Origin of the sequence: Nocardia sp. NPDC051756, assembly GCF_040681495.1 — a bacterium.
Classification (GTDB): domain Bacteria; phylum Actinomycetota; class Actinomycetes; order Mycobacteriales; family Mycobacteriaceae; genus Nocardia.
Genome location: NZ_JBFAYV010000018.1, coordinates 53,497 through 75,134 on the forward strand (window position 1 = coordinate 53,497; position 21,638 = coordinate 75,134).

Genomic DNA, 21,638 nt, shown 5'->3' on the forward strand with positions numbered 1-21,638 from the left:
CGCCTCACCGGTGAGCCTCCCCGCGAAACCTCCCCCGAGCAGACATCGCCAACATCCGCACTCCCTCTCGGGATCCGCACCGAAAATAGGGCCCTAGAGTCGGTGCGGATCCCGAATGAGGGTGCGGCTTCGGCCGTGGGTGGGGCGTACTGCGTACTGCGCACCGTTTGTGTGGGCCGCACACCACGTATACGAGGTATGCGGCTTATGCGGCTTATGCGAAGGGTGTGCGGCCGGCGGTCGAGGGTTTGGGGTGTCGGGGTCGGCAGATTGACCAGGTTGGGGGGCGGATTCTTGGGCGTTGGGACATAGTTGCGGCGATTGCGTCTAAAACATACAGGCGTGCATGTATATTTCTGGCCGATCAGGAGAGGGAGATGTCAATGTTGATTGCTCCAGCCCGTCGGTGGACCAGGGTTATCGTCGGAGCGCTTGCGCTGCTTGGGGTTTCGCAAGTGGTAGTCGCGCCCGGGGTACCGGCGGCGCCTGCGGGGGTGCCGGCGTGGACGGCGGTGCATGATGGGCCGCAGCAGTATCCGGGGATGCATATCGAGTGGGATGTGCCGATCACGATGAGTGATGGGACGGTGCTGAAGGCGAACGTGTACCGGCCTGCGGATGCGAATGGTCCGGTGCGCACGCCGTTGCCGACGATCGTGAATCTGACGCCCTACACCAAGCTGTTGTCGATGATCGCGCAGACGGGGCTGTCGGTGCCGGGGTTGTCCGATGCGATCGTCGGGTTTCTGCGGGACTTCGAGTTGCCGGGGACGCCGTTGGAGGCGTTGACCGATGCGACGCGGGTGGCCGGTGGCGGGTTCGGGCGGGCATTCGCGGTGGACCCCAACCTGATTCGGAGCGGTTACACCCAGGTGGTCGTCGATGTGCGCGGAACCGGGTTCTCGCAAGGGATCTGGGAGCCGTGGGGGCCGAAGGATCAGCAGGACACCCCGGAGGTGATTGCCTGGGCGGCCGCGCAGCCGTGGTCGGACGGGAAGGTCGGGATGACCGGGGCTTCGTACTCCGGGATCAATCAGGTGCAGGCGGCCGAAAAGCAGCCGCCCGCACTGAAAGCCATCGTTCCGGTGGTGCCGGGCAACGATCTGGTGCGCGACATGATCGCGCCGGGCGGGGCGGCCATCGGCATCCTGCTGCCCTACCTGCTCGCGGTGAATGTGGCCAAGTTCGTGCCGGACCTGATGTCGCTGATGCAGGGCAAGTTCGACATGCAGTGGCTTACCGACCGCCTGGCCAGTCCGATGTCGTTCATGGACGTCGGAATTCAGACCATGGGCACCGATTCGTTCGATGCGATCCAGCCGCAGTTGCAGAGCGTTCTCGACCCGGACAGCCCGATTCGGCAAGCGTGGCTGGGACATCCGGAGCGCATCACCGTGCCGACCCTGGTGATCGGCGGCTGGCACGACAACTTCGCCAACGGCGAACCCCGTATCTACCAGGACATTCCGCTACCACCCGGGCAGAAGCAGCTGATCATGGGCAACAGCTATCACGTGAACACGGGCTTCGACATGCGGGGCCGAGCCGGTGAACCGCCGCGCATGGATGTGTTGCAGCGCGCGTGGTTCGACAAGTGGCTCAAGGGAATCGACAACGGCATCGACGGGTACGGGCCGGTCACGATGTGGCAGCAAGGTGCGGGCTGGACCAGTAACGAGCAGTTCCCGCGGGCCGAGGCGAGCCATCGCCGGCTGTATCTCTCGGCCGCGCCCAGCGGCACCACGACCACCAGCGCGCACGACGGAACCCTCATGGCCGAACCGACTTCCGAGACGACCCGGCTGACGGTCGCACCCGGTCTGGCCAGCCTCTGCTCGGCCGACGCGGTTCAAGGCACGGCAGGACTCCTCGTCTTCTCCGGCTGCGGCAAAGACGCCAGGGTGCAGGAACTCAGCGGCCTCACCTTCACCAGCCCGCCGGTGGCCGAGCCGACGACGATCTCCGGACCGATCGCGGTGCACCTGAACACGGTGCACGACGCCACCGACGGCTACTGGACCGCGACGCTGAATGACGTTGCCCCCGACGGTCGTTCGGTGACGCTTACCACCGGTCAGCTGATGTCCTCGATGCGCGCCATCGACGACGCCAAGAGCCGCCGGTCACCCGACGGCGCGTACACCGACCCGTTCCCGGTGATGTCCCTAGCCGCGCGGCAGGCGATGGTCCCCGGCCGGCCCACCCAACTCGACCTCGGCCTCGCCCCCACCGACGCGATCCTGCAACCGGGACACCGGCTCCGGATCGACGTCTTCGCGGGCAACTACCCGAAGGGCCTGCCCATCCGCCCGATGCTGGACGCAACCGAACTCAAACCCCAACACCTGCAACTGGACCCATCCGAACCGAGCTACGTCAACGTCCCCCTCGCCGGCACTCCCGGTTGGTAACTGCCGCACCACTTTCGATTTCCCGCACCGAGAATCGCATGCGATTTCAGGTGCGGGAAATCAGAAGGCGTGCGTCTCAAGCACTGATCGGCGCGGCGGTCACGCCGTAACCGAGGTTCGTCAGGACCTCGGTGGTGGCCTTGGCGAAGTTCAGTGTGATGAAGTGCAGGCAGGGTGCGCCCTCGTCGATGAGCCGCTGCGTCATTTCGGTGGCGATCTCGATGCCGACCTCGCGCACCGCGGCCTGGTTCGCCTCGGGCTGATCGCCGGCGGCGGCGTTCAGTCGTGCCAAGACCGTGGCCGGTAGCGAGCGCCCGCAGAGTTCTTCGGCCCGTGCGACCGTGCGCAGCGACGTGATCGGCATCAGCTCGGGGATGATCGGCTTGGCGCCCTCGATCGGGTCGAACTTCGCAATCCGGTCGCGCAGCCGCAGGTAGTGCTCGACGTCGAAGAACATCTGGGTGATCGAATACTCCGCGCCCGCACGCAGTTTCGCGGCCAGGTAGGCGGTGTCGGAGTCCAGATCGGGCGAGCGGTGATGGCCCTGCGGGAACGAGGCGACGCCGACGTGGAAGTCGCCGAGGTCGCGCACGATGCGCACCAGTTCCTCGGCGTAGGCGACGCCCTCGGGATGCTGCTGCCATTCGCCGAGCGGATCGCCGGGCGGGTCGCCGCGCAGCACCAGGATGTTGCGGATGCCCGAATCGGCGTAAGAGCCGACCAGCGAACGCAATTCGGACAGGCTGTGCTCCACCGCGGTGAGATGCGCCACGGGCAGCAGGGTGGTCTGCTGGGCCAGCTCGCCGGTGACCCGGACGGTGCGATCACGGGTGGACCCGCCCGCGCCGTAGGTCATCGAGACGAACGCCGGATGCATCCGCTCGAATTGGCGGACCGCGCGCCACAGCCGGGCCTCGTTGGCGGCGTCGCGCGGCGGGTTGAACTCCACCGAGAACGGCACCGACGCGCTGGCATGGGTCCGCAGACTCTGGACAACCGAGGGGGTGGCAGAGACGTCCGGCTGCGTCCGGGGCGGACGGCCTGGGGTCGTGCGTCCCCGCGCATTGTCGAAAGTCACCGGTTCAGTGTAGTGGTGATGGGTGGCAGGCCCGAGGGGTCGTACCGACGAGTACGCGTATTCTTCGCAACAAAACCCGTGGCGCCTCGCGCCCATCGCCCGCACGACCTTGGAGGCTCCCCTGTCCGCCGGATCCGGTATCCAGACGCCTCACCGCACCTCGGCGGCCGAGCTCATCGCACCGCAGCCAGGCACGCCGGCCTTCGTCGCCGCCGTGGAAGCCGCGTTGACCCGGTTCTTCGCCACCCGCCGCGAGCTGGTCGAGCAGCTGGGCCCGGTCTTCGTCGAGGCCGCGGACGCGCTGGAACTGTTCGTGCTGCGCGGCGGCAAGCGCACCCGGCCCGCGTTCGCCTGGACCGGGTGGCTCGGCGCGGGCGGCGACGCCGACGGACCGGACGCCGACGCGGTGCTGACCGCCTGCTCGGCGTTGGAGCTGGTGCAGGCCTGCGCGCTGATCCACGACGACATCATCGACTCCTCGCGCACCCGCCGCCGGTTCCCGACCGTGCACGTCGACTTCGAGCAGCGCCACCGCGACCGCGGCTGGGCCGGCGACTCCGCGCACTTCGGCGCCAGCGTGGCGATCCTGGTCGGCGATCTGGCGCTGGCCTGGGCCGATGACATGGTGCACGCGTCCGGTCTCGACCCGGCGGCGATCGCCCGGTTCGCGCCGGTGTGGGCGGGCATGCGCACCGAGGTGCTCGGCGGGCAGCTGCTCGACATCCACGGTGAGGCCGGGGCGGACGAATCGGTCGAGGCGGCGCTGCGGATCAACCGGTACAAGACCGCCGCGTACACCGTCGAACGCCCGTTGCACCTGGGTGCGGCCATCGCCGACGCCGATCAGGGGCTGGTCGACGCCTATCGGCTGTTCGGCACCGATATCGGCATCGCCTTCCAGCTGCGTGACGATCTCCTGGGCGTTTTCGGTGACCCGGCGGTCACCGGCAAGCCGTCCGGTGACGATTTGCGCGAGGGCAAGCGCACCGTGCTGCTCGCCGAGGCGCTGGCCAGGGCCGACGAGGCCGATCCGGCCGCGGCGAAGCTGCTGCGCACCAGCATCGGCACCGATCTCGATGCGGACGAGGTGGAAAAGCTGCGCGCGGTGATCACCGAACTCGGCGCGGTGGACGAGGTGGAGCGGCGGATCACCGAGCTCACCGAGGCTGGGCTCGCCGCGATCGAAACCAGCACGGCGACACCGGCTTCGAAGGAACGATTGCGCGCCATGGCGTTGGCGGCGACCAAGCGCGCTGCGTGAAAGTTGTTGCACTGCCTGGGTAAACGTCGTCGGCGCTGACACGACGCGCGCCGCGCAGAGGGGATCAGAATGAAAGACGTTGCCGCACCATCCGATCGCGTCGGGGGAATGCCGGCCGGCGCATCCCATCAGGACAACGCCCGTCGGCTGAAAACCGTTGCCGGACCGACGGATCGCGTGGTCGTGGTCGGCGCCGGACTGGCCGGATTGTCCGCCGCGCTGTACCTCACCGGGGCGGGACGCGAGGTCACCCTGCTCGAGCGGGCCGATCATCCCGGCGGACGGGTCGGGCGCTACCAAGGACCGGACTACGAGATCGATTCCGGCGCAACCGTGTTGACGTTGCCCGAGCTGGTCACCGACGCGCTCGCCGCGGTCGGGCGGACGCCGGAGACTTGCAAACCCGCGCTGCGTATTCATCAACTCATCCCCAGCTATCACGCCAAATTCGCCGACGGTGCGTCACTTCGAGTATTCGCGGACGCCGACACGATGGCCGAGGAGGTCGCGCGGGTCTGCGGTCCGGCGGAGGCGCGTCGCTATCGACGGCTGCGGGACTGGCTGGCGCGGATCTACGCGGCCGAGTTCGGCGAGTTCATGGACACCAACTTCGATTCGCCCCTGGACATGGTTCGCGTGCCCGAAAAGCGCCGTGCCCTGCTGGATTTGGTGCGGCTGGGCGGATTCGGCCGGCTCGGTCCGCGGGTGCACCGGATCCTGCGGGATCCGCGGCTGGCCCGGTTGTTCACCTTCCAGGCGCTGTACGCGGGCATGGCGCCCGCCGAGGCGCTGGCGGTGTACGGCGCGATCCCGCACATGGACACCTCGCTCGGCGTCTACTTCCCCGAAGGCGGGATGCGGGCCATTGCGGCGGCGATGGCCGAGGCGTTCACCGCGGCGGGCGGGACGCTGGAGCTGGGCACCGAGGTGACCGGGGTGGACTATGCGGGGCGGCGGGCCGAGCGGGTGCGCACGTCCGACGGTCGCGCGTTCGACTGCGATGCCCTGGTGCTTACCGCCGATCTCGGATCCCTCGAGCGTTTCGGCGTGCGTCGCCGCCGCGGACTGCGGGCCGCGCCGTCCGCGGTCGTCGCGCACGGCACCGTGCCCGCCGGGATCGCCCGCACCTGGCCCGTCCAGGCGCATCACACGATCGAATTCGGCGAGGCGTGGGACCGGACGTTCGCGGAGATCGCGGGGCGCCGCGGTCGATTGATGAGCGACCCGTCGCTGTTGCTCACTCGACCGGCACTCACCGACCACGGCCTCTTCATCACCCGCGCCGACGGACCGCACGAACCATTCTCGGTGCTGGCCCCCTGCCCGAATCTGGACGCCGCTCCCCTGGATTGGCCGCGACTCGCGCCGGCCTACCTGCGTGAACTGCTCGAAGTGCTGGAAGGCCGCGGTTACACCGGCATTGCCGAGCATTTCACCGTCGATCATCTGGACACGCCGCAAACCTGGCTGGATCAAGGCATGCTGGCCGGTACCCCGTTCTCCGCGGCGCACCTCTTCCGGCAAACCGGGCCCTTTCGTCCGCGCAATTTTCCGCGCTCCAGCGACAATGTAGTTATCGCTGGTTGCGGCACCACGCCGGGCGTGGGGGTGCCGACCACCCTGCTGTCCGGAAAACTGGCGGCAACCCGCATTACCGGCTAGCTCGCCCCGCTCGAGATGAAACCGCGCGTACCAGCGAGATAGTGTTCCCAGCGACGCCGTAAACTAGGCGCCGACCTATTCACTCGCGGTTGCGACCGCTGACCATTCGGGGGGACCGACACCAGATGGCATCCCCCGAAACGCGCGCCGCAGAGGCCAGCTCGACTGAAATCACCGGCCACGCACCGAACACCGCGGCGAAGCGCGAATCGGCCGCCGCCGAGCAACCCGGTGTGCGGTCCTGGATGCGCACCGTGGCGATCTTCCTGCGCAGCCCGGAAGGGCACTCCGCGCTGCTCGGTTTCTACGGCGCGATCATGATCACCTTCGGCGGCTTCGGCGCGGGTAGCACGCGCAAGCGCGACCCGATCCTCGAGGCGCTGCACCTGTCCTGGCTACGGTTCGGCCACGGCTACGCGCTGTCCACGATCGTGATCTGGATCGGCGTGCTGCTGATGATCACCGCGTGGGTGCGACTCGGCCGCACCACGATCGGCCAGGGCGATCGCCTCGATGCCGGCGTGACGCTGAACGAGTTGCGGGCCATCGTCGTCATCTGGATCACGCCGCTGCTGTTCGCCGTGCCCATGTTCAGCCAGGACGTCTACTCGTACCTGGCGCAGGGCGCGCTGCTGCGCGACGGCTTCGACCCCTACGTCGTCGGACCGATCGCGAACCCCGGCGTGCTGCTCGACAACGTGAGCCCGGTGTGGAAGACCACCACCGCGCCGTACGGGCCGATCTTCCTGCTGCTCGGCCGCGGGATCACCAGCATCACCGGGGACAACGTGGTCGCGGGCACCATCGCGATGCGCCTGGTCATGCTGCCCGGTCTCGCGCTGATGATGTGGGCGGTGCCCTACCTGACCAAGCACCTCGGCGGTAAGCCGACCGTGGCGCTGTGGCTCGCGGTGCTCAACCCGCTGGTGCTGATCCACCTCTGGGGCGGCGTGCACAACGAGATGCTGATGGTCGGGCTGATGTGCGCAGGCATCGCGCTGGTGCTGGAACGTCATCACGTCGCGGGCATCGTGGTGGTCGCCATCGGGGTGGCGATCAAGGCGACGGCGGGTATCGCGCTGCCGTTCCTGGTGTGGATCTGGATGCTGCACGAACGCGAGAAGCGCGCCGCCCAGCGGGCCGGGCGCGACCCGGCGAACCTGCCGGAGAGCGAACGGCCGCACGATGCCGCCGAGCCGACCGAGGACATGCCACATCCGGCCCTGATGTTCGCGAAGATCGCCGGGCTCGGGCTCAGCGTGTTCGCGGCGGTGTTCGTGGCCGCCTCGGCCATCGCCGGCGTCGGCATCGGCTGGCTGACCGCGCTGTCCGGGTCGAAGAAGATCATCAACTGGCTCTCGCTGCCGACCATCATGATGCACGCGGTCGGCTGGTTCACTTCGTTCGATTCCGGCAAGGTGCTCACCGTGACCAGGGCGATGTGCGCGTTGGCGCTGGTCGCCGTGCTGGTCTGGGCCTGGTGGCGGTTCCGGCACAGCGAGCGCGAGGCGGTGTTCGGCATCCTGATCGCGTTCGTCGGGATCGTGATCCTGTCGCCCGCCGCGCTGCCCTGGTACTACTCGTGGCCGCTGGCGCTGGCCGCCGGGTTCGCGCTGTCCACCACGACATTGATGGTGTTGGTCGGGTTGTGTACCTGGTTGATGCTGGTGTTCCAACCGGACGGATCGATCGGGCTCTACAGCTTCCTGCATGTCGCCCTGGCGACGTTTGCCGCCGTGGTGGCGGCGATGTCGCTGCGCAAGGTGGACCCGCTGCGGTTGCGGGCCACGCCGCCGAACCTCGACGCGGCCACCGACGCTCGGCCATGATCGGCGATGCGCCGCGCATCGCGGGGCAGACAGACCTGAGCGTCGCGTATCGCGAATGCAAGCAGATCGCGGCCACCCATGGGCGCACGTATTTCCTTGCGACGCGGTTACTTTCGGCCGAGCGTCGACCGGCGGTGCATGCGTTGTACGCGTTCGCCCGGCTGGTCGACGACATCGTGGACCATGCGGAAACCGATGTGGCGCAGCGTTACCCGAGTCAGATGCAACCGATGTCCGGTCACATCGACCTGCCCGGGCACGGCCTCGCCGATCAACTCGATCTGATCGAGAAGCAGCTGCGGATCGCGCTGGAGTCGCCGGCGACAGCTGACGTCGCCCGGTACTTCGGGAACGCACTCGATTCACGGGAGACGATCGATACCGCTCGGCCACACAGGCATTCACGCAAGTCTCAGGAGACGACCGATGCCACTCAGTCGCTCGGGCATCCACACAAGTCCAACGAGACGACCGACACCGCTCAGCCAATCGGACATCCACACAAGTCCAACGAGACGACCGACACCGCTCAGCCAATCGGACATTCATACAAGTCCGACGAGACGACCGATGTCGCTCGGTCGCTCGGAGTTTCACCGAGAGCACAGCAGCTGACCGATGCCACCGGATTCCTCGGGACCGCGCGGGAGCCCGCGCGCGCGTCTGGGCCGCAAATGTCGCAGCGCCGGATGTCGCCGGATGCTGCGCGCCAGTACCGGCGAGACCTGGTCCTGCTTGCGGTCGCCGACACCATTCGCCGCTATGACATTGCCGCGCAACACTTCTGGACATTCCTGGACTCCATGCGGATGGATGTCCCCGGCACCCCGCGCTTCCGCGATCGGTACGCGACGATGGCCGATCTCTCCGAATACATGAGCGGCTCAGCAGCTGCCATCGGCCTGCAAGTCCTACCGGTGCTGGGCACGGTGGTGCCGATCGCCGAGGCCGAACCGGCCGCCGCCGCGCTCGGTGAAGCGTTCCAGCTGACCAACTTCCTGCGCGATGTCGCGGAGGATCTGGACCGCGGCCGGGTGTACCTCCCCGCCGACGAGCTGGCCGCCTTCGGTGTCGACCATGAGCTACTCATCCACTGCCACCGCACCCAACGCACCGACCCCCGCGTCCGCCGAGCCCTCGCACACCTCATCGCGATCAACCGCGACATCTACCGCCACGCCGACCCCGGCATCGACCTGCTCGAACCGCGAGTCCGCCCCGCCATCCGCACCGCAGCCGTCCTCTACGCCAGCATCCTCGACCGCATCGAAGCCACCGACTACGCCATCTTCAGCCACCGCGCAGTAGTCCCCCGCCACCACCGCCTCGGCGTAGCGGCAATGCAGTTCACCACCGCCGCACTACACCGCCGCCCGCAGCACTGACTTGCGCCCAGAACCACTGCACAGCGCCCAATCGAGTCGAGTCATATGGTCGCTAAAAGATCTTCAACAGCAACCATTTGACTCGACTCGACACCCGGGAACGACCATTTGACTCGACTCGAACACGGAAACAACCATTCGACTCGACGGCACCGACTGCCGGTGACTCATACACCGAGGAACTTGCGACCCCGCTCTTCCCAAGCCCTCTCTGAACCGGACCACAGCCAGTCCTCACGCTGGAACCCACACGCTGCCCATACCAAGCTGCGGAAGACCAGGCCGGGGACGGCACACGACGCGCCCAGCACTACTCACGAGAAAACCTGGGACGAGTCTTCAGAACTATTGGCCAGTTCCGACCGCGGATCTTTCCCGCAACAGGTACACCTGTCTCAGCAAGTACACCTAAAGACTCCCCAGGGCGACCTGGCCAGTAAAACTGAAGACCTACACCGGTTTTCACTGAAGTAGTGCTGAGCACGTCGTGTGCCGTACCCGACCTACCTCCGCAGTCAGGCGCGCAATGTCCAGTTCCAGCGTGGTCATCTGGCTGTGGTGTCGTTTCGAGAATTTTCAAGATCACGACAAGCTGAGGTGAGGTTGGCGAGGCCTGTTCGCATACCTGCATCGTTCTTCGCACACCTGCTTCTTTCTTCGCATACCCGGTGGTGTGTTGAGGGGTATGCGAAGGGTGAAGCAGGTGTGTGAAGTTGACCTATCTGTCGCTTGGTCTGGAGCTATCGCCCCTCGGGGCGGGGGTTAACGGCTCAGAACGGATCTGCGGCGGCGCGGCGGATGACCTCGCGGGCCAGCGGGCCGTGTAGGGCGTCGACCGGCGTGCCGGGGAGGCTGTCGTCCTCGGTGAAGATCCATTCCAGGATCTCCTCGTCGGTGTATTTGGCGTCCTTCATCACGGTGATCAGGCCGGGCAGGAACCTGACCACGCCCTCGTGATCGAAGAACCGTTCGGGGACGCTGACCACGCCGTCGCGGCGGACGGCGAGCAGCTGGTGGTCACGCAGCATCTGATGGACGCGGGTCACCACGAGCCCGAGTCTGTCGGCCACCTCGGGCAGCGGCAGCAGCGCCACGGACTCCGGAAGGACATCATCACTGCAGGGAAATGCACTCACGCGGATAACGGTAGACGGTCACCCGCAGCAAGTCGTGAGACACCCGGGTGCGTTTGGTCGATACCATCGTGAGGGCCGCACGGGGCGGTCGATCGCTTGTGGGATCAACCGCGAGGGGTGAGAACTTTGTGAAAGCCGGAGGACATCAATTGATCGGCCAGATGCTGGAAGGGCGCTATCGCATCGATGCGCCGATCGCCCGCGGCGGCATGTCGATGGTCTTCCGGGGCGTCGACACCCGTCTGGATCGTCCGGTGGCGATCAAGGTGATGGACCCGAAATTCGCCGGTGACCCGCAGTTTCTCTCCCGATTCGAGTTCGAGGCGCGCGCGGTCGCCAAGCTCAAGCATTCGTCGCTGGTCGCGGTGTACGACCAGGGCGTGGACGGTGAGTATCCGTTCCTGATCATGGAGTTGGTCGAGGGCGGCACGCTGCGCGAACTGCTGCGCGAACGCGGCCCGATGCCGCCGCACGCGGTGCGCGCGGTGGCCGAACCGGTACTCGCGGCGATCGGTGTCGCGCACGCGGCGGGGCTGGTGCACCGCGATATCAAGCCGGAGAACGTGCTGATCTCCGACAACGGCGAGGTGAAGATCGCCGACTTCGGCCTGGTCCGCGCGGTGGCGGCGGCCAATACCACCTCGGCCAGCGTGATTCTCGGCACTGCCGCGTACCTGTCCCCCGAACAGGTGACCACCGGCACGGCCGACGCGCGCAGTGATGTCTATTCGTTCGGCGTGCTGATCTTCGAGCTGCTGACCGGGAAGGTGCCGTTCACCGGTGACACCTCGCTGTCGGTGGCGTATCAGCGGATCGAGAACGACGTGCCGAGCCCGAGCCGGTTCATCTCGGGGGTGCCGCAGGAGTTCGACGAGCTGGTCGCCAAGGCGACCGCGCGCGAACCCGCGCACCGGTTCACCGACGCGAACGAGATGGCCGCGGCGCTGCGCCAGATCGGCGCGAAGCTGAACCTGCCGCCGTACCGGGTGCCCGCGCCGCAGGAGTCGGCGGAGCATCTGAGTGCGAGCTACCGGATAGCGACGCCGGCCACGCAGCAGGCCGCGGCGGTCCCGGAGCCGTACACGCCCCCGACTGTCCAGCACACAAAGGTGGTCACCGCGCCGCGGCCGCGGGTCGACTACGGCCCGCCGGACGGCTACGAGCCGCAGCAGCAACCGATGCGGCAGCAGCACGCGTCGTCGCCGTACCAGGCCTATGCGCCCGATCGGACCAAGTCGCGCCGGATGACCTGGGTGTGGGTCGCCATTGTGGCGATCCTCACGCTGGTCGTCGGGGTCGGCGGCTGGTGGCTCGGGGTCGGCCGATATTCGCCGGTTCCGGCGATCGCCGGGATGGATTCCGATCGCGCGGTCACGGCGCTACGCGATGCCGGGTTCGAGACCGAGATCCGGCAGAAGGCGTCGGACATCATTCCGGTCGGCGGCGTGGTCGGCAGCGATCCGTCCGCGGGATCGCGGGTGACCAAGGGATCGACGGTCGCGGTGCTGGTGTCCAGCGGTAAGCCGAAGGTGCCCGATGTGCAGCCCGGTGATCCGATCACCAAGGTCAATCAGCTGATTCGCGACGCCGGGTTGCAGCCCGTGGATTCCGGGGAGATCGGCAACACCGCGCCGAAAGGAACGCTGGCCAAGGTCGAGCCGGGCCCCGGCGTCGTCCTGCCGACCGGCGGACAGGTAAAGGTCTACCGCAGCAAGGGTTCTCAGCCGGTGAAGGTGCCCGACGTGCGCGGAAAGACGACCGACGAGGCAACGAAGATCCTCACCGCCGCAGGTATCGCCGTGCGCGAGACCAGGTCTCAGTTCGACCGCAGCATCGAAGCCGACAAGGCGATCGGCACCGATCCGGCCGCAGGCGCGACCATCCAATCCGGCGACGGCGTCGCCCTGATCGTCTCCAACGCCTTGAAGATGCCCGACGTCCGCGGCTGGACCGTCGCCAACGCCCGCGCCAAACTGCAATCCCTCGGCGTTCAGGTCGAGGTGAAACAGCTTGTCGCAAGCGACAGCTCACTCATCGTCTCGCAAACCCCGGCCGTCGGCGCCAACATCGAGTCGGGCAACACGGTATCCCTGGTCGCCCTGCCCTAGGTCGTCACGCCTACATACCTACCGCCGGGCCCGACCTCACCTCGGCCGTGGACAGTGACCTGATCCGGATATCACCTCACGCGCTTCGCCCTGCTCGGTGTCCTCGGCCCACGCTGGACCGGCTCGGCCTCAGCCCCTCCGCAGGTTCGGGTTTCACCGTCGCGCCGCACGCCTTCTGATTTCCCGCACCGAGAATTGCATGCGATTTCAGGTGCGGGAAATCAGAAGTGGTTCGCATGCGCGACGCTGCTGCCCGGAGGCGCACAGCGAGCCGTCAGCCAAGTAGTGAACGGCCGCAAGGAGACTTGTGCACTTCTGCGACACCGGGGGTGGAAACGCTTGGTCAGCGGAGCATTTCGGCGACCAGGAACGCCAGTTCCAGCGACTGCTGGGTGTTCAAACGCGGGTCGCAGGCGGTTTCGTAGCGGCCGGAGAGGTCCAGGTCGGAGATGTCCTGGGCGCCGCCGAGGCATTCGGTGACGTCTTCGCCGGTCAGTTCGATGTGCAGGCCGCCGGGGTGGGTGCCGAGGGCGTGGTGCACCTCGAAGAAGCCCTGGACCTCGTCGACGATGCGGTCGAAGTGGCGGGTCTTGAAGCCGGTGGAGGCCTCGTGGGTGTTGCCGTGCATGGGGTCGCACTGCCAGATCACCTGGTGACCGGTGGCCTGCACCTTCTCGATGATCGGCGGCAGCACGTCGCGGACCTTGCCGTTGCCCATGCGCGAGACGATGGTCAGCCGGCCGGGCTCGTTGTTCGGGTCGAGCCGCTCGACGTACTCCACGGCCATGTCGGGCGTGGTGGTCGGGCCGATCTTCAGGCCGATCGGGTTGGCCAGCAGTTCGGCGAGCGCGATGTGCGCGCCGTCGAGCTGCCTGGTCCGTTCGCCGATCCAGAGGAAGTGCGCGGACAGGTCGTAGAGCACCGGCTCGCCTGCGGCGTTCTCGCTCAGCCGCAGCATCGCGCGCTCGTAGTCGAGCACGAGCGCCTCGTGGCTGGCGTAGATGCGGGCCGACTTCAGGCTCGGGTCGTTCACCCGACACGCGGTCATGAACGCGAGGCCGCGGTCGATCTCCTCGGCCAGCGCCTCGTAGCGGGCGCCGGCGGGCGACTTGGCGACGAAGTCGCGGTTCCAGTCGTGCACCTTGTGCAGGTCGGCCATGCCCGCGCCGGTCAGCGCGCGCACCAGGTTCATCGCGGCGCTGGCGTTGGCGTAGGCGCGGACCAGGCGCGACGGATCGTGCTCGCGCTGCGCGGCGTCGGCGACCAGCGCGTTCACCATGTCGCCGCGGTAGGACTTGAGGCCGAGCGAATCGGTATCGGAGGAACGCGGTTTCGCGTACTGGCCGGCAATGCGCGCGACCTTGACCACCGGCAGGCTCGCGCCGTAGGTGAGCACGACGGCCATCTGCAACAGGGTGCGGATGTTGCCGCGGATGTGCGGCTCGGTGTTGTCGGCGAACGTCTCCGCGCAATCACCGCCCTGCATCAGGAACGCCTCGCCGCGGGCCACCTCGGCGAGCTGCTCGCGCAGGTCCTCCACCTCGGCGGGCACGCAGATCGGCGGCACGCTCTCCAGCACGGTGCGCATCTGCGCGGCCTGTTCTGGATCCCACGACGGCTGCTGTAACGCGGGGCGGGCCAGCGCTTCGTCCAACCGCCTGCGCAACTCGACAGGCAGCGGCGGCAGTTCCGGCAGGCGATCGATCGGTACGTCGACGGTCCAGTTCACTCGTTCAGAATACGGATGACTCGGACTTCCGTGGTACCCACCATAGGGGTGTCTCCGGCCACCTCCCTGCGGATGCGAGCCCGGCTGCGAATCCGGCCCCTCCCCCACTTAGGGTGATTGATCGGAACGTACGCCCGACAGAACCGGCGCCATACCGACTTGCTGAGGAGTAGACCGATCTCGCTTCGATACTTTTACGACTGCGAATTCATCGAGGACGGGGTCGTCATCGACCTGGTCTCCATCGGTGTCGTGTGCGAGGACGGGCGCGAATATTACGCGGTGTCCACGGAATTCGATCCGGACAAAGCGGGCCCGTGGGTGCGCAGGCACGTGCTGCCGCAGCTGCCCTCGCCGTCCTCGCCGCTGTGGCGCAGCCGCAAGCAGATCCGCGACGACCTGTACAAGTTCCTGGTGCCGCGCTCGTCGGTGGTGCCCGAGCTGTGGGCCTGGGTCGGCGCGTACGACCACGTGGCGCTGTGCCAGCTGTGGGGTTCCATGGTCGACCTGCCCACCATCTTCCCCCGCTACACCAACGAGCTGCGCCAGCACTGGGACGCGCACGGCCGCCCCGAGCTGCCCCCGGTCCCCCCGGACGCGCACGACGCACTCGCCGACGCCCGGCACAACCTGGCCAAGTTCGAGGCCATCGAGGCGTCCCGCCGCAGCGCGCCGCGGTTGTAGAACCTGAAAGCAAAGGCCCCGAGTCGGTTTCGACTCGGGGCCTATGGTTTTCAGCTATCAGTGGCTGTGCTTGCCACCGAGTTCCTTCTCCTGACGCGCCTGCAACACCTTGAGCTGCTTGTGCTCCTCGGCGTGCTCGGTCTCGAAGTGCTGCTCGCTCTCCTGCCACGGGTCCGCCCGCAGGAAGCTGCCGGTACCGGGCTTGCCGGCCGAGCCGAGCTTGTTCATCTTCTTCGGGACGGTCGCGCCCTGGTACTCCAGCGGGATCGGGTGGCCGTGGTCGTCGACCGGGCCGAGCGGCTGGTGCACCTCGATGTACTCACCGTGCGGCAGGCGCTTGATCACGCCGGTCTCGATGCCGTGCTCGAGCACCGCCCGGTCGCTGCGCTGCAGGCCGATGCAGAACCGGTAGGCGATGAAGTACGCCAGCGGCGGCACGACCAGGATGCCGATGCGGCCCATCCAGGTGGTCGCGTTCAACGAGATGTCGAACTTCAGCGCGACGATGTCGTTGACACAGGACAGGGTCAGCACGACGTAGAAGCCGATCGACATGGCGCCGATCGCGGTGCGCACCGGCACGTCGCGCGGACGTTGCAGCAGGTTGTGCCCGGCGGTGTCGCCGGTCAGCCGCTTCTCGATCCACGGGTACATGATCAGCACGGTGAACACCAGGCCCATGATCAGCGCCACCCAGAACACGGCCGGAACCGTGTAGCGACCCAGGTAGAGCTCCCACGGCGGCATCAGGCGCGCCAGGCCGTCGGTCCACATCATGTAGAAGTCCGGCTGCGAACCCGCGGAGACCTGAGACGGGTTGTAGGGACCCAGGTTCCAGATCGGGTTGATCTGGAACAGGCCGCCCATGATGCCGACGATGCCGAGGGTGAAGGCGAAGAACGCGCCCTGGTCCGCGGCGAACACCGGGATGATGCGCGCGCCGACCACGTTGTTCTCGGTGCGGCCCGGTCCGGGGAACTGGGTGTGCTTCTGGTACCAGACCAGCGCCACGTGGGCGGCGATCAGGGCCAGGATGATGCCGGGCAACAGCAGCACGTGCGCGATGTAGAGGCGCGGGATGATGATCGTGCCGGGGAAGTCCCCGCCGAAGATCAGCCAGTGCATCCAGGTGCCCGCGATCGGGATACTCATGGTGATACCGCCGAACGCGGCCCGCAGGCCGGTGCCGGACAGCAGGTCGTCGGGCAGCGAGTAACCGAAGAAGCCCTCGAACATGGCCAGGATCAGCAGCAGCGAGCCGATCACCCAGTTCGCCTCACGCGGCTTGCGGAACGCGCCGGTGAAGAAGATGCGGAACAGGTGCACGATGATCGACGCCGCGAACAGCAGCGCGGCCCAGTGGTGCACCTGGCGGACGAACAGACCGCCACGCACCTCGAAGGTGATGTCCAGCGAGGTCTCGTAGGCCCGCGACATGGTGACACCACGCAGCGGCTGGTACGAGCCGTTGTAGACGACCTCGGTCATCGACGGATCGAAGAACAGCGTCAGGTAGACACCCGACAGCAGCAGGATGATGAACGCGTACAGCGCGATCTCACCGAGCAGGAACGACCAGTGGGTCGGGAAGACCTTGTTGATCGACCGCTTCATGAACGCGGCGGCTTGATACCGCTCGTCCATCTCGTTGGCTTGGGCTGCGACTGATGGGCTCATGAACGACGCTCCCAGTAGGCCGGGCCGAGCGGCTCGATGAAGTCGCCGTTGGCGACCAGGTAGCCCTCGGAGTTGACGGTGATCGGCAGCTGCGGCAGTGCGCGAGCGGCGGGACCGAAGACCGGCTTACCCCATTCGGTCGCCAGGAACTGCGACTGATGGCAGGGGCAGAGGATCTTGTTGGTCTGCGACTCGAACAGCGACGTCGGGCAACCGAGGTGGGTGCAGATCTTCGAGTAGGCGAAGTAGTCGCCGTAGTTGAAGCTCTCCTGGCCCTTGCGCTTGATCGCCTTCTGCGCGTCTTCGGTGCGCAGGCGAATCATCATGACCGCGTTGCGGATACCGCGCAGCGACTGGAGCGTGGCGTGCTCGTCGCCGCGCCACTTCTCCTTCCAGGGGAACACCGTCTCCATGCCGCCCGCGTCCATGTCTTCGGGGCGGACGAGCACGACGTCCTCCGGGCGACCGGTGTCGCGACGGATGTAGATGGTCTCGCCCTCGAAGTCGGGGGTCCAGCCGGACACCCACAGCGGCGACTTCTCCCGCTTGGCCCACGGGTTCTTCACCATGCCGCCGACGAACACCAGCAGCGCGCCGATGCCGAGCACACCGACGCCGGCGCCGGCCGTGCGGGTGATCAGCTTGCGGCGGGCCAGCGTGGAGGTCTCCAGCGCGTCGGTGAGTTCGGCGACCAGGGTGCGGCGCTCGACCTCGGGCGACGGGCCGTCGTGGCGGTCCTGGATGGACAGCTCGGCGGGGATGAACATCTTGCGGATCAGCACCACCGCGACGCCGATGACCAGCACCGAGACACCGAAGGTGACACCGACCAGCGGGGTGAACAGCGAGTAGGCGGTGTGGCCTTCCTCGTCGGACGGCTTGAACTTCCACGGCCAGAACAGGTACACGCCGACCAGCGCCGCCGCGGCGATGCCGGAGACGGCGAACCAGAACGCGACCGCGCGCTCGGCGCGCTTCTCGGCGCGGGTGCCCGGAACCGGGAACCGCTCGCGCCGGTAGGCGACGTCGACGCCGTCCCGCTCGGTGCCGAGCTTGACCAGCTCGTCGCGCGTCATCGCGTCGAGCTCGGCCTCGGTGTAGTCCCGCTTCGCCGCGTGGCTGTCGGACTCCGCTACCGCGTGGCCGTCGGAACTCGCCACCACTTCGTGGGAACCGTGGCCCGTGACATCGTTCGACGGCTCGCCGCCGTCGTGGCCCTCATCCGGCCGACCCATGTCGTTTGGCTCCTTCTCGCTCATGACCGTGACCCGATCCAAATCGCGGCACCGACGACCGTCGTAATACCGATCACCCACATGACCAGGCCCTCGGTCGCGGGACCGAAGCCGCCGAGGTCCCAGCCGCCGGGGGCCTTCTCCTCTTTCGCGTTCATGACGTAGGCGACGATGTCGCGCTTCTCTTCCGGCGACAGCTGCCGGTCGGAGAACTTCGGCATGTTCTGCGGGCCGGTCATCATCGCGTCGTAGATCTGCTGCTCGGAGGCCGGCTCCAGCGGCGGGGCGAACTTACCGGAGGACAGCGCGCCGCCGCGACCGGTGAAGTTGTGGCAGGACGCGCAGTTCATCCGGAACAGCTCCGAACCGCGGGCGATGTCGTCGCCGCGCAGCGACTCCTGCGCGATCTCGCCGTTCGCGTCGCGGACCACGGTGGGGCCGCCACCGTTGGCCGCCACGTACGCCATCAGCGCGTCGGTCTGGTGCTCGTCGAACTTCGCCGGCTTGCGCTGGGCCTGAGCCTCGTTGCGGGCCATCGGCATGCGGCCGGAGGACACCTGGAAGTAGACGGCGGCCTCGCCGACACCGATGAGGCTGGGGCCGCGGTCCTGCACGCCCTGCAGGTTCGCGCCGTGGCAGGTGATGCAGGAGGTGTCGTAGAGCTGGTTACCCTCGCGGATCAGCGCCGAGGAATCCTCGTTCGCGGTCGCCCGCTGCGGGTCCGGCGTCAAGGCCGCGGCCAGGAAGCCCGCACCGACGAGGCCCACCAACAGCGCGAGCCCGCCCGCGATGCGACGGCGAACGCGGCGCTGCCTGCGTGTCTTGCTGGCCTCGCCGTTCCCGTTGCTGGCGGGCTCTGGCGCTGACGGGGGAGATGAACTCATCTGTGTCCCTTTGGAGTAGACGGAACCGACGTGTGCAAAAGACTGGGGTATGCCCGACTCAGCGGACGAAGTAGATCGTGGCGAACAACCCGATCCAGACGATGTCGACGAAGTGCCAGTAGTACGAGACGACGATCGCGGCGGTGGCCTGCGCGGGGGTGAACTTACTGACCTTGGTGCGGATCAGCAGGAACACGAACGCGATCAGACCGCCGATGACGTGCAAACCGTGGAAACCGGTGGTGATGTAGAACACCGAGCCGTAGGCGCTGCTCGAGACCGAGGTGCCTTCCTTGACCAGGCTCGTGTACTCGTAACCCTGGCCCGCGACGAACATCGCGCCCATGATGAGCGTGATGACGTACCAGCGGCGCAGGCCGAACACGTCGCCACGCTCAGCGGCGAACACGCCCATCTGGCAGGTGAACGACGACGCGACCAGCACGGTCGTGACCGGCACGGCGAGCTTGAGGTTCAACTCGGTCGGTTCCGGCGGCCAAACGCCGTGCGCCTGTGCGCGCGCGACGAAATACATCGCGAAGAGGCCGGCGAAGAACATCAACTCGCTGGACAGCCAGATGATGGTACCGACGCTGACCATGTTGGGCCGATTCAGCGAGTGCACACGCTGGGTAATGGCCGATCCGGGGGTCCCTACTGCGGTCGTCACGGGGGTAAGTATGACTCGTCGTAGTACGACACAAGTACCCGGGTGCGAAACTTGTGTCTCCGTGTCGGAAAACCCACGGACAGACAGCCTCTCGACCAGGGCTCGGCGTGTTGAGGTCGAGCTGCCCGCGGCGCGGCGGCGTCGGTCGGGACGTGTTTACGTGCCGGGTCCGCGTGCCCTCGGGTAGCTGGACCACAGCATGACAGGTGTGCGTAAGTAAAAGCTGAGATGGAGGCGATGTGGCAGGGCGTTTGTGGGGTCGGTTGTTCGGGCGCGGTGGTCCGGCGCCGCTGGATCCGAGCCGGGCCGATCTGGTGGTGGTCGCGGCGAGTTTCGATGACGCCGAGGCGTGTTCGGCGGCATTGGCGCGGGCGAGCGAATGGGTGGCGGACACGGACGCGGTGTTGCGGCATCATCTGCGGATTCCGCCGGGACAGGTCGAGGCGGTGTGCGCGATCGCGGCGCAGGACGGGTACGCGCCCGCGCCGCAGGTCGGTGGGCCGGGGACCGACGCGCTGGAGACGGTGATCCTGCAACGGGTGCAGGTGCTGGACGCGCTGCATTGTTCGCAGGAGCGTTCGCGGATGGCCGGGCTCGCGCAGCGGCACGAGGGGACCGCGGATGGGTGGGATGCGCTGCAACCACGGCCGGCGACCGAACAATCCGGGCCCGCGGCCGGGCAGCGGCAGTAAGTTCTCCCGACTCGGCCGTGCACGGTTTTAACCACGGGCTTCGTCCTGAGCGGGGGCAGTAAGCTGCTTCGCGACAAACTGGTGTGAAACCAGTGTGACGGGAGAAAGTAATTCATGAGCGTGCGCAGCTGGCCCCAGGTGCTCGGAACCCTCGCCGACGGTGGCGACCTGGCCGCGGACGACACGGCATGGGCGATGGACGAGATCATGTCGGACAACGCCACCCCCGCCCAGATCGCGGCGTTCGGGGTTGCCATGAAGATCAAGGGGCCGACGCCCGAGGAGCTGACCGGGCTCGCCGCGGGCATGCTCGAACACGCACGACTGGTGCACATCGACGGTGACGCGGTGGACATCGTCGGGACCGGCGGTGATCGGTCCGGGTCGGTGAACATTTCCACCATGTCCTCGATCGTGGTGGCGGCGGCGGGTGTGCCGGTGGTCAAGCACGGGAACCGTGCGGCCTCGTCGAAGAGCGGTGGCGCGGACGTGCTCGAATCGCTCGGCGTGCGGTTGGCGCTCGGGCCGGAGGCGGTGGCGCGGTGCGTGCGTGAGGTGGGGATCGGGTTCTGTTTCGCGCCGGTGTTCCATCCCGCGCTGCGGTTCGCGGGCGCCGCGCGTAAGGAAATCGGGATTCCGACCGTGTTCAATGTGCTTGGGCCGCTGACGAATCCGGCGCAGCCGCGGGCTGGGCTGGTGGGGTGCGCGTTCGCGGATCTACTTCCGGTCATCGCGGGGGTGTTCGCCGGGCGGGGCGGGAGTGCGCTGGTTGTGCGAGGGGATGACGGGCTCGACGAGATCACCACGTCGGATACGACCACCGCATGGGTGGTTTCCGGTGGTCAGATGCGGGAGACGACCATCGATCCGACCCGCCTCGGCATTGCCCGCGTCGACCTGGAGGCGCTGCGTGGCGGCGATGCCGAGGTCAACGCGGGTGTGGCGCGGAGTGTGTTCGCCGGAACGAGCGGCGCGGTGCGGGACGCGGTGCTGGTGAACTCGGCCGCGGCCATCGTGGCCTACGACATGTCCCAGGGGACAGTCGATTTCGCGGCGGACGTGCACGATTCGTTGGTCGGCGGGCTCGAGCGGGCAGCCGACGCGATCGATTCGGGTAAGGCCGAGGCCCTACTCGAACGCTGGACGAAGCTGACCGCCACGCTCGGCGACCGCTGAGCATCGCATAGCAAGCCCGCG

Annotated in this window: 15 protein-coding genes and 2 pseudogenes; 10 read left to right on the forward strand and 7 right to left on the reverse strand. The window is 67.3% G+C overall.

The window, feature by feature from the left end:
• Positions 1–542 precede the first annotated feature (542 nt).
• Complete coding sequence (locus AB0M22_RS43515) at positions 543–2,411, forward strand: CocE/NonD family hydrolase (RefSeq protein ID WP_364739341.1); 1,869 nt, start codon at positions 543–545, stop codon at positions 2,409–2,411.
• 76 nt (positions 2,412–2,487) lie between these two features.
• Here AB0M22_RS43515 and AB0M22_RS43520 read toward each other — a convergent pair whose 3' ends face one another.
• Positions 2,488–3,372, reverse strand: a complete 885-nt coding sequence (locus AB0M22_RS43520; RefSeq protein WP_364739391.1) for a methylenetetrahydrofolate reductase — start codon at positions 3,370–3,372, stop codon at positions 2,488–2,490.
• Between the two features lie 292 nt (positions 3,373–3,664).
• On the opposite strand from AB0M22_RS43520, the gene AB0M22_RS43525 reads away from it, so the two are divergent.
• The 5 genes and pseudogenes from AB0M22_RS43525 to AB0M22_RS43545 form a co-directional block, all read left to right on the forward strand.
• Positions 3,665–4,750, forward strand: a complete 1,086-nt coding sequence (locus tag AB0M22_RS43525; RefSeq protein ID WP_364739393.1) for a polyprenyl synthetase family protein — start codon at positions 3,665–3,667, stop codon at positions 4,748–4,750.
• Between the two features lie 108 nt (positions 4,751–4,858).
• A complete protein-coding gene (gene crtI, locus AB0M22_RS43530) occupies positions 4,859–6,412 on the forward strand; it encodes a phytoene desaturase family protein (protein ID WP_364739395.1) in 1,554 nt (517 codons plus the stop codon).
• 245 nt (positions 6,413–6,657) lie between these two features.
• Positions 6,658–8,241, forward strand: a complete 1,584-nt coding sequence (locus AB0M22_RS43535) for an alpha-(1->6)-mannopyranosyltransferase A (RefSeq protein WP_364739397.1) — start codon at positions 6,658–6,660, stop codon at positions 8,239–8,241.
• A pseudogene (locus AB0M22_RS43540) lies at positions 8,238–8,552 on the forward strand (squalene/phytoene synthase family protein); the annotation flags it as partial. The gene AB0M22_RS43535 and the pseudogene AB0M22_RS43540, both read left to right, overlap by 4 nt.
• Positions 8,553–8,963: 411 nt before the next feature.
• Positions 8,964–9,626 (forward strand): annotated as a pseudogene (locus AB0M22_RS43545) (squalene/phytoene synthase family protein); the annotation flags it as partial.
• Positions 9,627–10,396: 770 nt separating this feature from the next.
• On the opposite strand, the gene AB0M22_RS43550 reads toward AB0M22_RS43545, so the two are convergent.
• Positions 10,397–10,762: an Rv2175c family DNA-binding protein gene (locus AB0M22_RS43550; RefSeq protein ID WP_364739343.1), complete on the reverse strand. Its 366-nt coding sequence runs from the start codon at positions 10,760–10,762 to the stop codon at positions 10,397–10,399.
• Positions 10,763–10,923: 161 nt separating this feature from the next.
• Between AB0M22_RS43550 and pknB the strand changes: the two genes are divergently transcribed.
• Positions 10,924–12,870, forward strand: coding sequence for a Stk1 family PASTA domain-containing Ser/Thr kinase (pknB, locus tag AB0M22_RS43555; protein ID WP_364739398.1), 1,947 nt, complete (start codon positions 10,924–10,926; stop codon positions 12,868–12,870).
• A 343-nt stretch (positions 12,871–13,213) separates the two neighbouring features.
• Here pknB and AB0M22_RS43560 read toward each other — a convergent pair whose 3' ends face one another.
• A complete protein-coding gene (locus AB0M22_RS43560) occupies positions 13,214–14,599 on the reverse strand; it encodes a class II 3-deoxy-7-phosphoheptulonate synthase (protein WP_364739345.1) in 1,386 nt (461 codons plus the stop codon).
• A 162-nt stretch (positions 14,600–14,761) separates the two neighbouring features.
• Between AB0M22_RS43560 and AB0M22_RS43565 the strand changes: the two genes are divergently transcribed.
• On the forward strand, positions 14,762–15,283 hold the full coding sequence (locus tag AB0M22_RS43565; protein WP_223885609.1) for a polyadenylate-specific 3'-exoribonuclease AS: 522 nt from the start codon (positions 14,762–14,764) through the stop codon (positions 15,281–15,283).
• A 57-nt stretch (positions 15,284–15,340) separates the two neighbouring features.
• On the opposite strand, the gene AB0M22_RS43570 is transcribed toward AB0M22_RS43565, so the two are convergent.
• From AB0M22_RS43570 to AB0M22_RS43585, 4 genes are read right to left on the reverse strand one after another with little or no spacing between them, the layout of a single operon-like run.
• The gene (locus AB0M22_RS43570) at positions 15,341–16,960 is read right to left on the reverse strand and encodes a ubiquinol-cytochrome c reductase cytochrome b subunit (RefSeq protein WP_364739346.1); all 1,620 of its coding nucleotides are present in this window, start codon (positions 16,958–16,960) and stop codon (positions 15,341–15,343) included.
• Positions 16,957–18,195 (reverse strand): ubiquinol-cytochrome c reductase iron-sulfur subunit, encoded by a 1,239-nt coding sequence (locus AB0M22_RS43575; protein ID WP_364739348.1) that lies wholly within the window; start codon positions 18,193–18,195, stop codon positions 16,957–16,959. Before AB0M22_RS43575 ends, AB0M22_RS43570 begins: the two co-directional genes overlap by 4 nt.
• Before the next feature lie 20 nt (positions 18,196–18,215).
• Positions 18,216–19,079 (reverse strand): cytochrome c, encoded by an 864-nt coding sequence (locus tag AB0M22_RS43580; RefSeq protein ID WP_364739350.1) that lies wholly within the window; start codon positions 19,077–19,079, stop codon positions 18,216–18,218.
• Between the two features lie 58 nt (positions 19,080–19,137).
• Complete coding sequence (locus AB0M22_RS43585) at positions 19,138–19,749, reverse strand: heme-copper oxidase subunit III (protein ID WP_364739352.1); 612 nt, start codon at positions 19,747–19,749, stop codon at positions 19,138–19,140.
• A gap of 239 nt (positions 19,750–19,988) precedes the next feature.
• Between AB0M22_RS43585 and AB0M22_RS43590 the strand changes: the two genes are divergently transcribed.
• Entirely contained in the window at positions 19,989–20,441 is a 453-nt protein-coding gene (locus tag AB0M22_RS43590) for a hypothetical protein (RefSeq protein WP_364739354.1), read from the forward strand.
• A 114-nt stretch (positions 20,442–20,555) separates the two neighbouring features.
• Positions 20,556–21,617 carry an anthranilate phosphoribosyltransferase gene (trpD, locus tag AB0M22_RS43595; RefSeq protein ID WP_364739356.1) on the forward strand — a complete coding sequence of 354 codons (1,062 nt, stop codon included), beginning with the start codon at positions 20,556–20,558 and terminating at the stop codon, positions 21,615–21,617.
• Positions 21,618–21,638: the final 21 nt, after the last annotated feature.

What these genes read in the sequence shown, in the direction of transcription:
- trpD (WP_364739356.1), top strand. Translation starts at nt 20,556, where the DNA reads ATGAGCGTGCGCAGCTGGCCCCAGGTGCTCGGAACCCTCGCCGACGGT.
- pknB (WP_364739398.1), top strand. Translation starts at nt 10,924, where the DNA reads ATGCTGGAAGGGCGCTATCGCATCGATGCGCCGATCGCCCGCGGCGGC.
- AB0M22_RS43515 (WP_364739341.1), top strand. Translation starts at nt 543, where the DNA reads ATGCATATCGAGTGGGATGTGCCGATCACGATGAGTGATGGGACGGTG.
- AB0M22_RS43535 (WP_364739397.1), top strand. Translation starts at nt 6,658, where the DNA reads ATGCGCACCGTGGCGATCTTCCTGCGCAGCCCGGAAGGGCACTCCGCG.
- AB0M22_RS43570 (WP_364739346.1), bottom strand. Translation starts at nt 16,960, where the DNA reads ATGAGCCCATCAGTCGCAGCCCAAGCCAACGAGATGGACGAGCGGTAT.
- crtI (WP_364739395.1), top strand. Translation starts at nt 4,859, where the DNA reads ATGCCGGCCGGCGCATCCCATCAGGACAACGCCCGTCGGCTGAAAACC.
- AB0M22_RS43580 (WP_364739350.1), bottom strand. Translation starts at nt 19,079, where the DNA reads ATGAGTTCATCTCCCCCGTCAGCGCCAGAGCCCGCCAGCAACGGGAAC.
- AB0M22_RS43575 (WP_364739348.1), bottom strand. Translation starts at nt 18,195, where the DNA reads ATGGGTCGGCCGGATGAGGGCCACGACGGCGGCGAGCCGTCGAACGAT.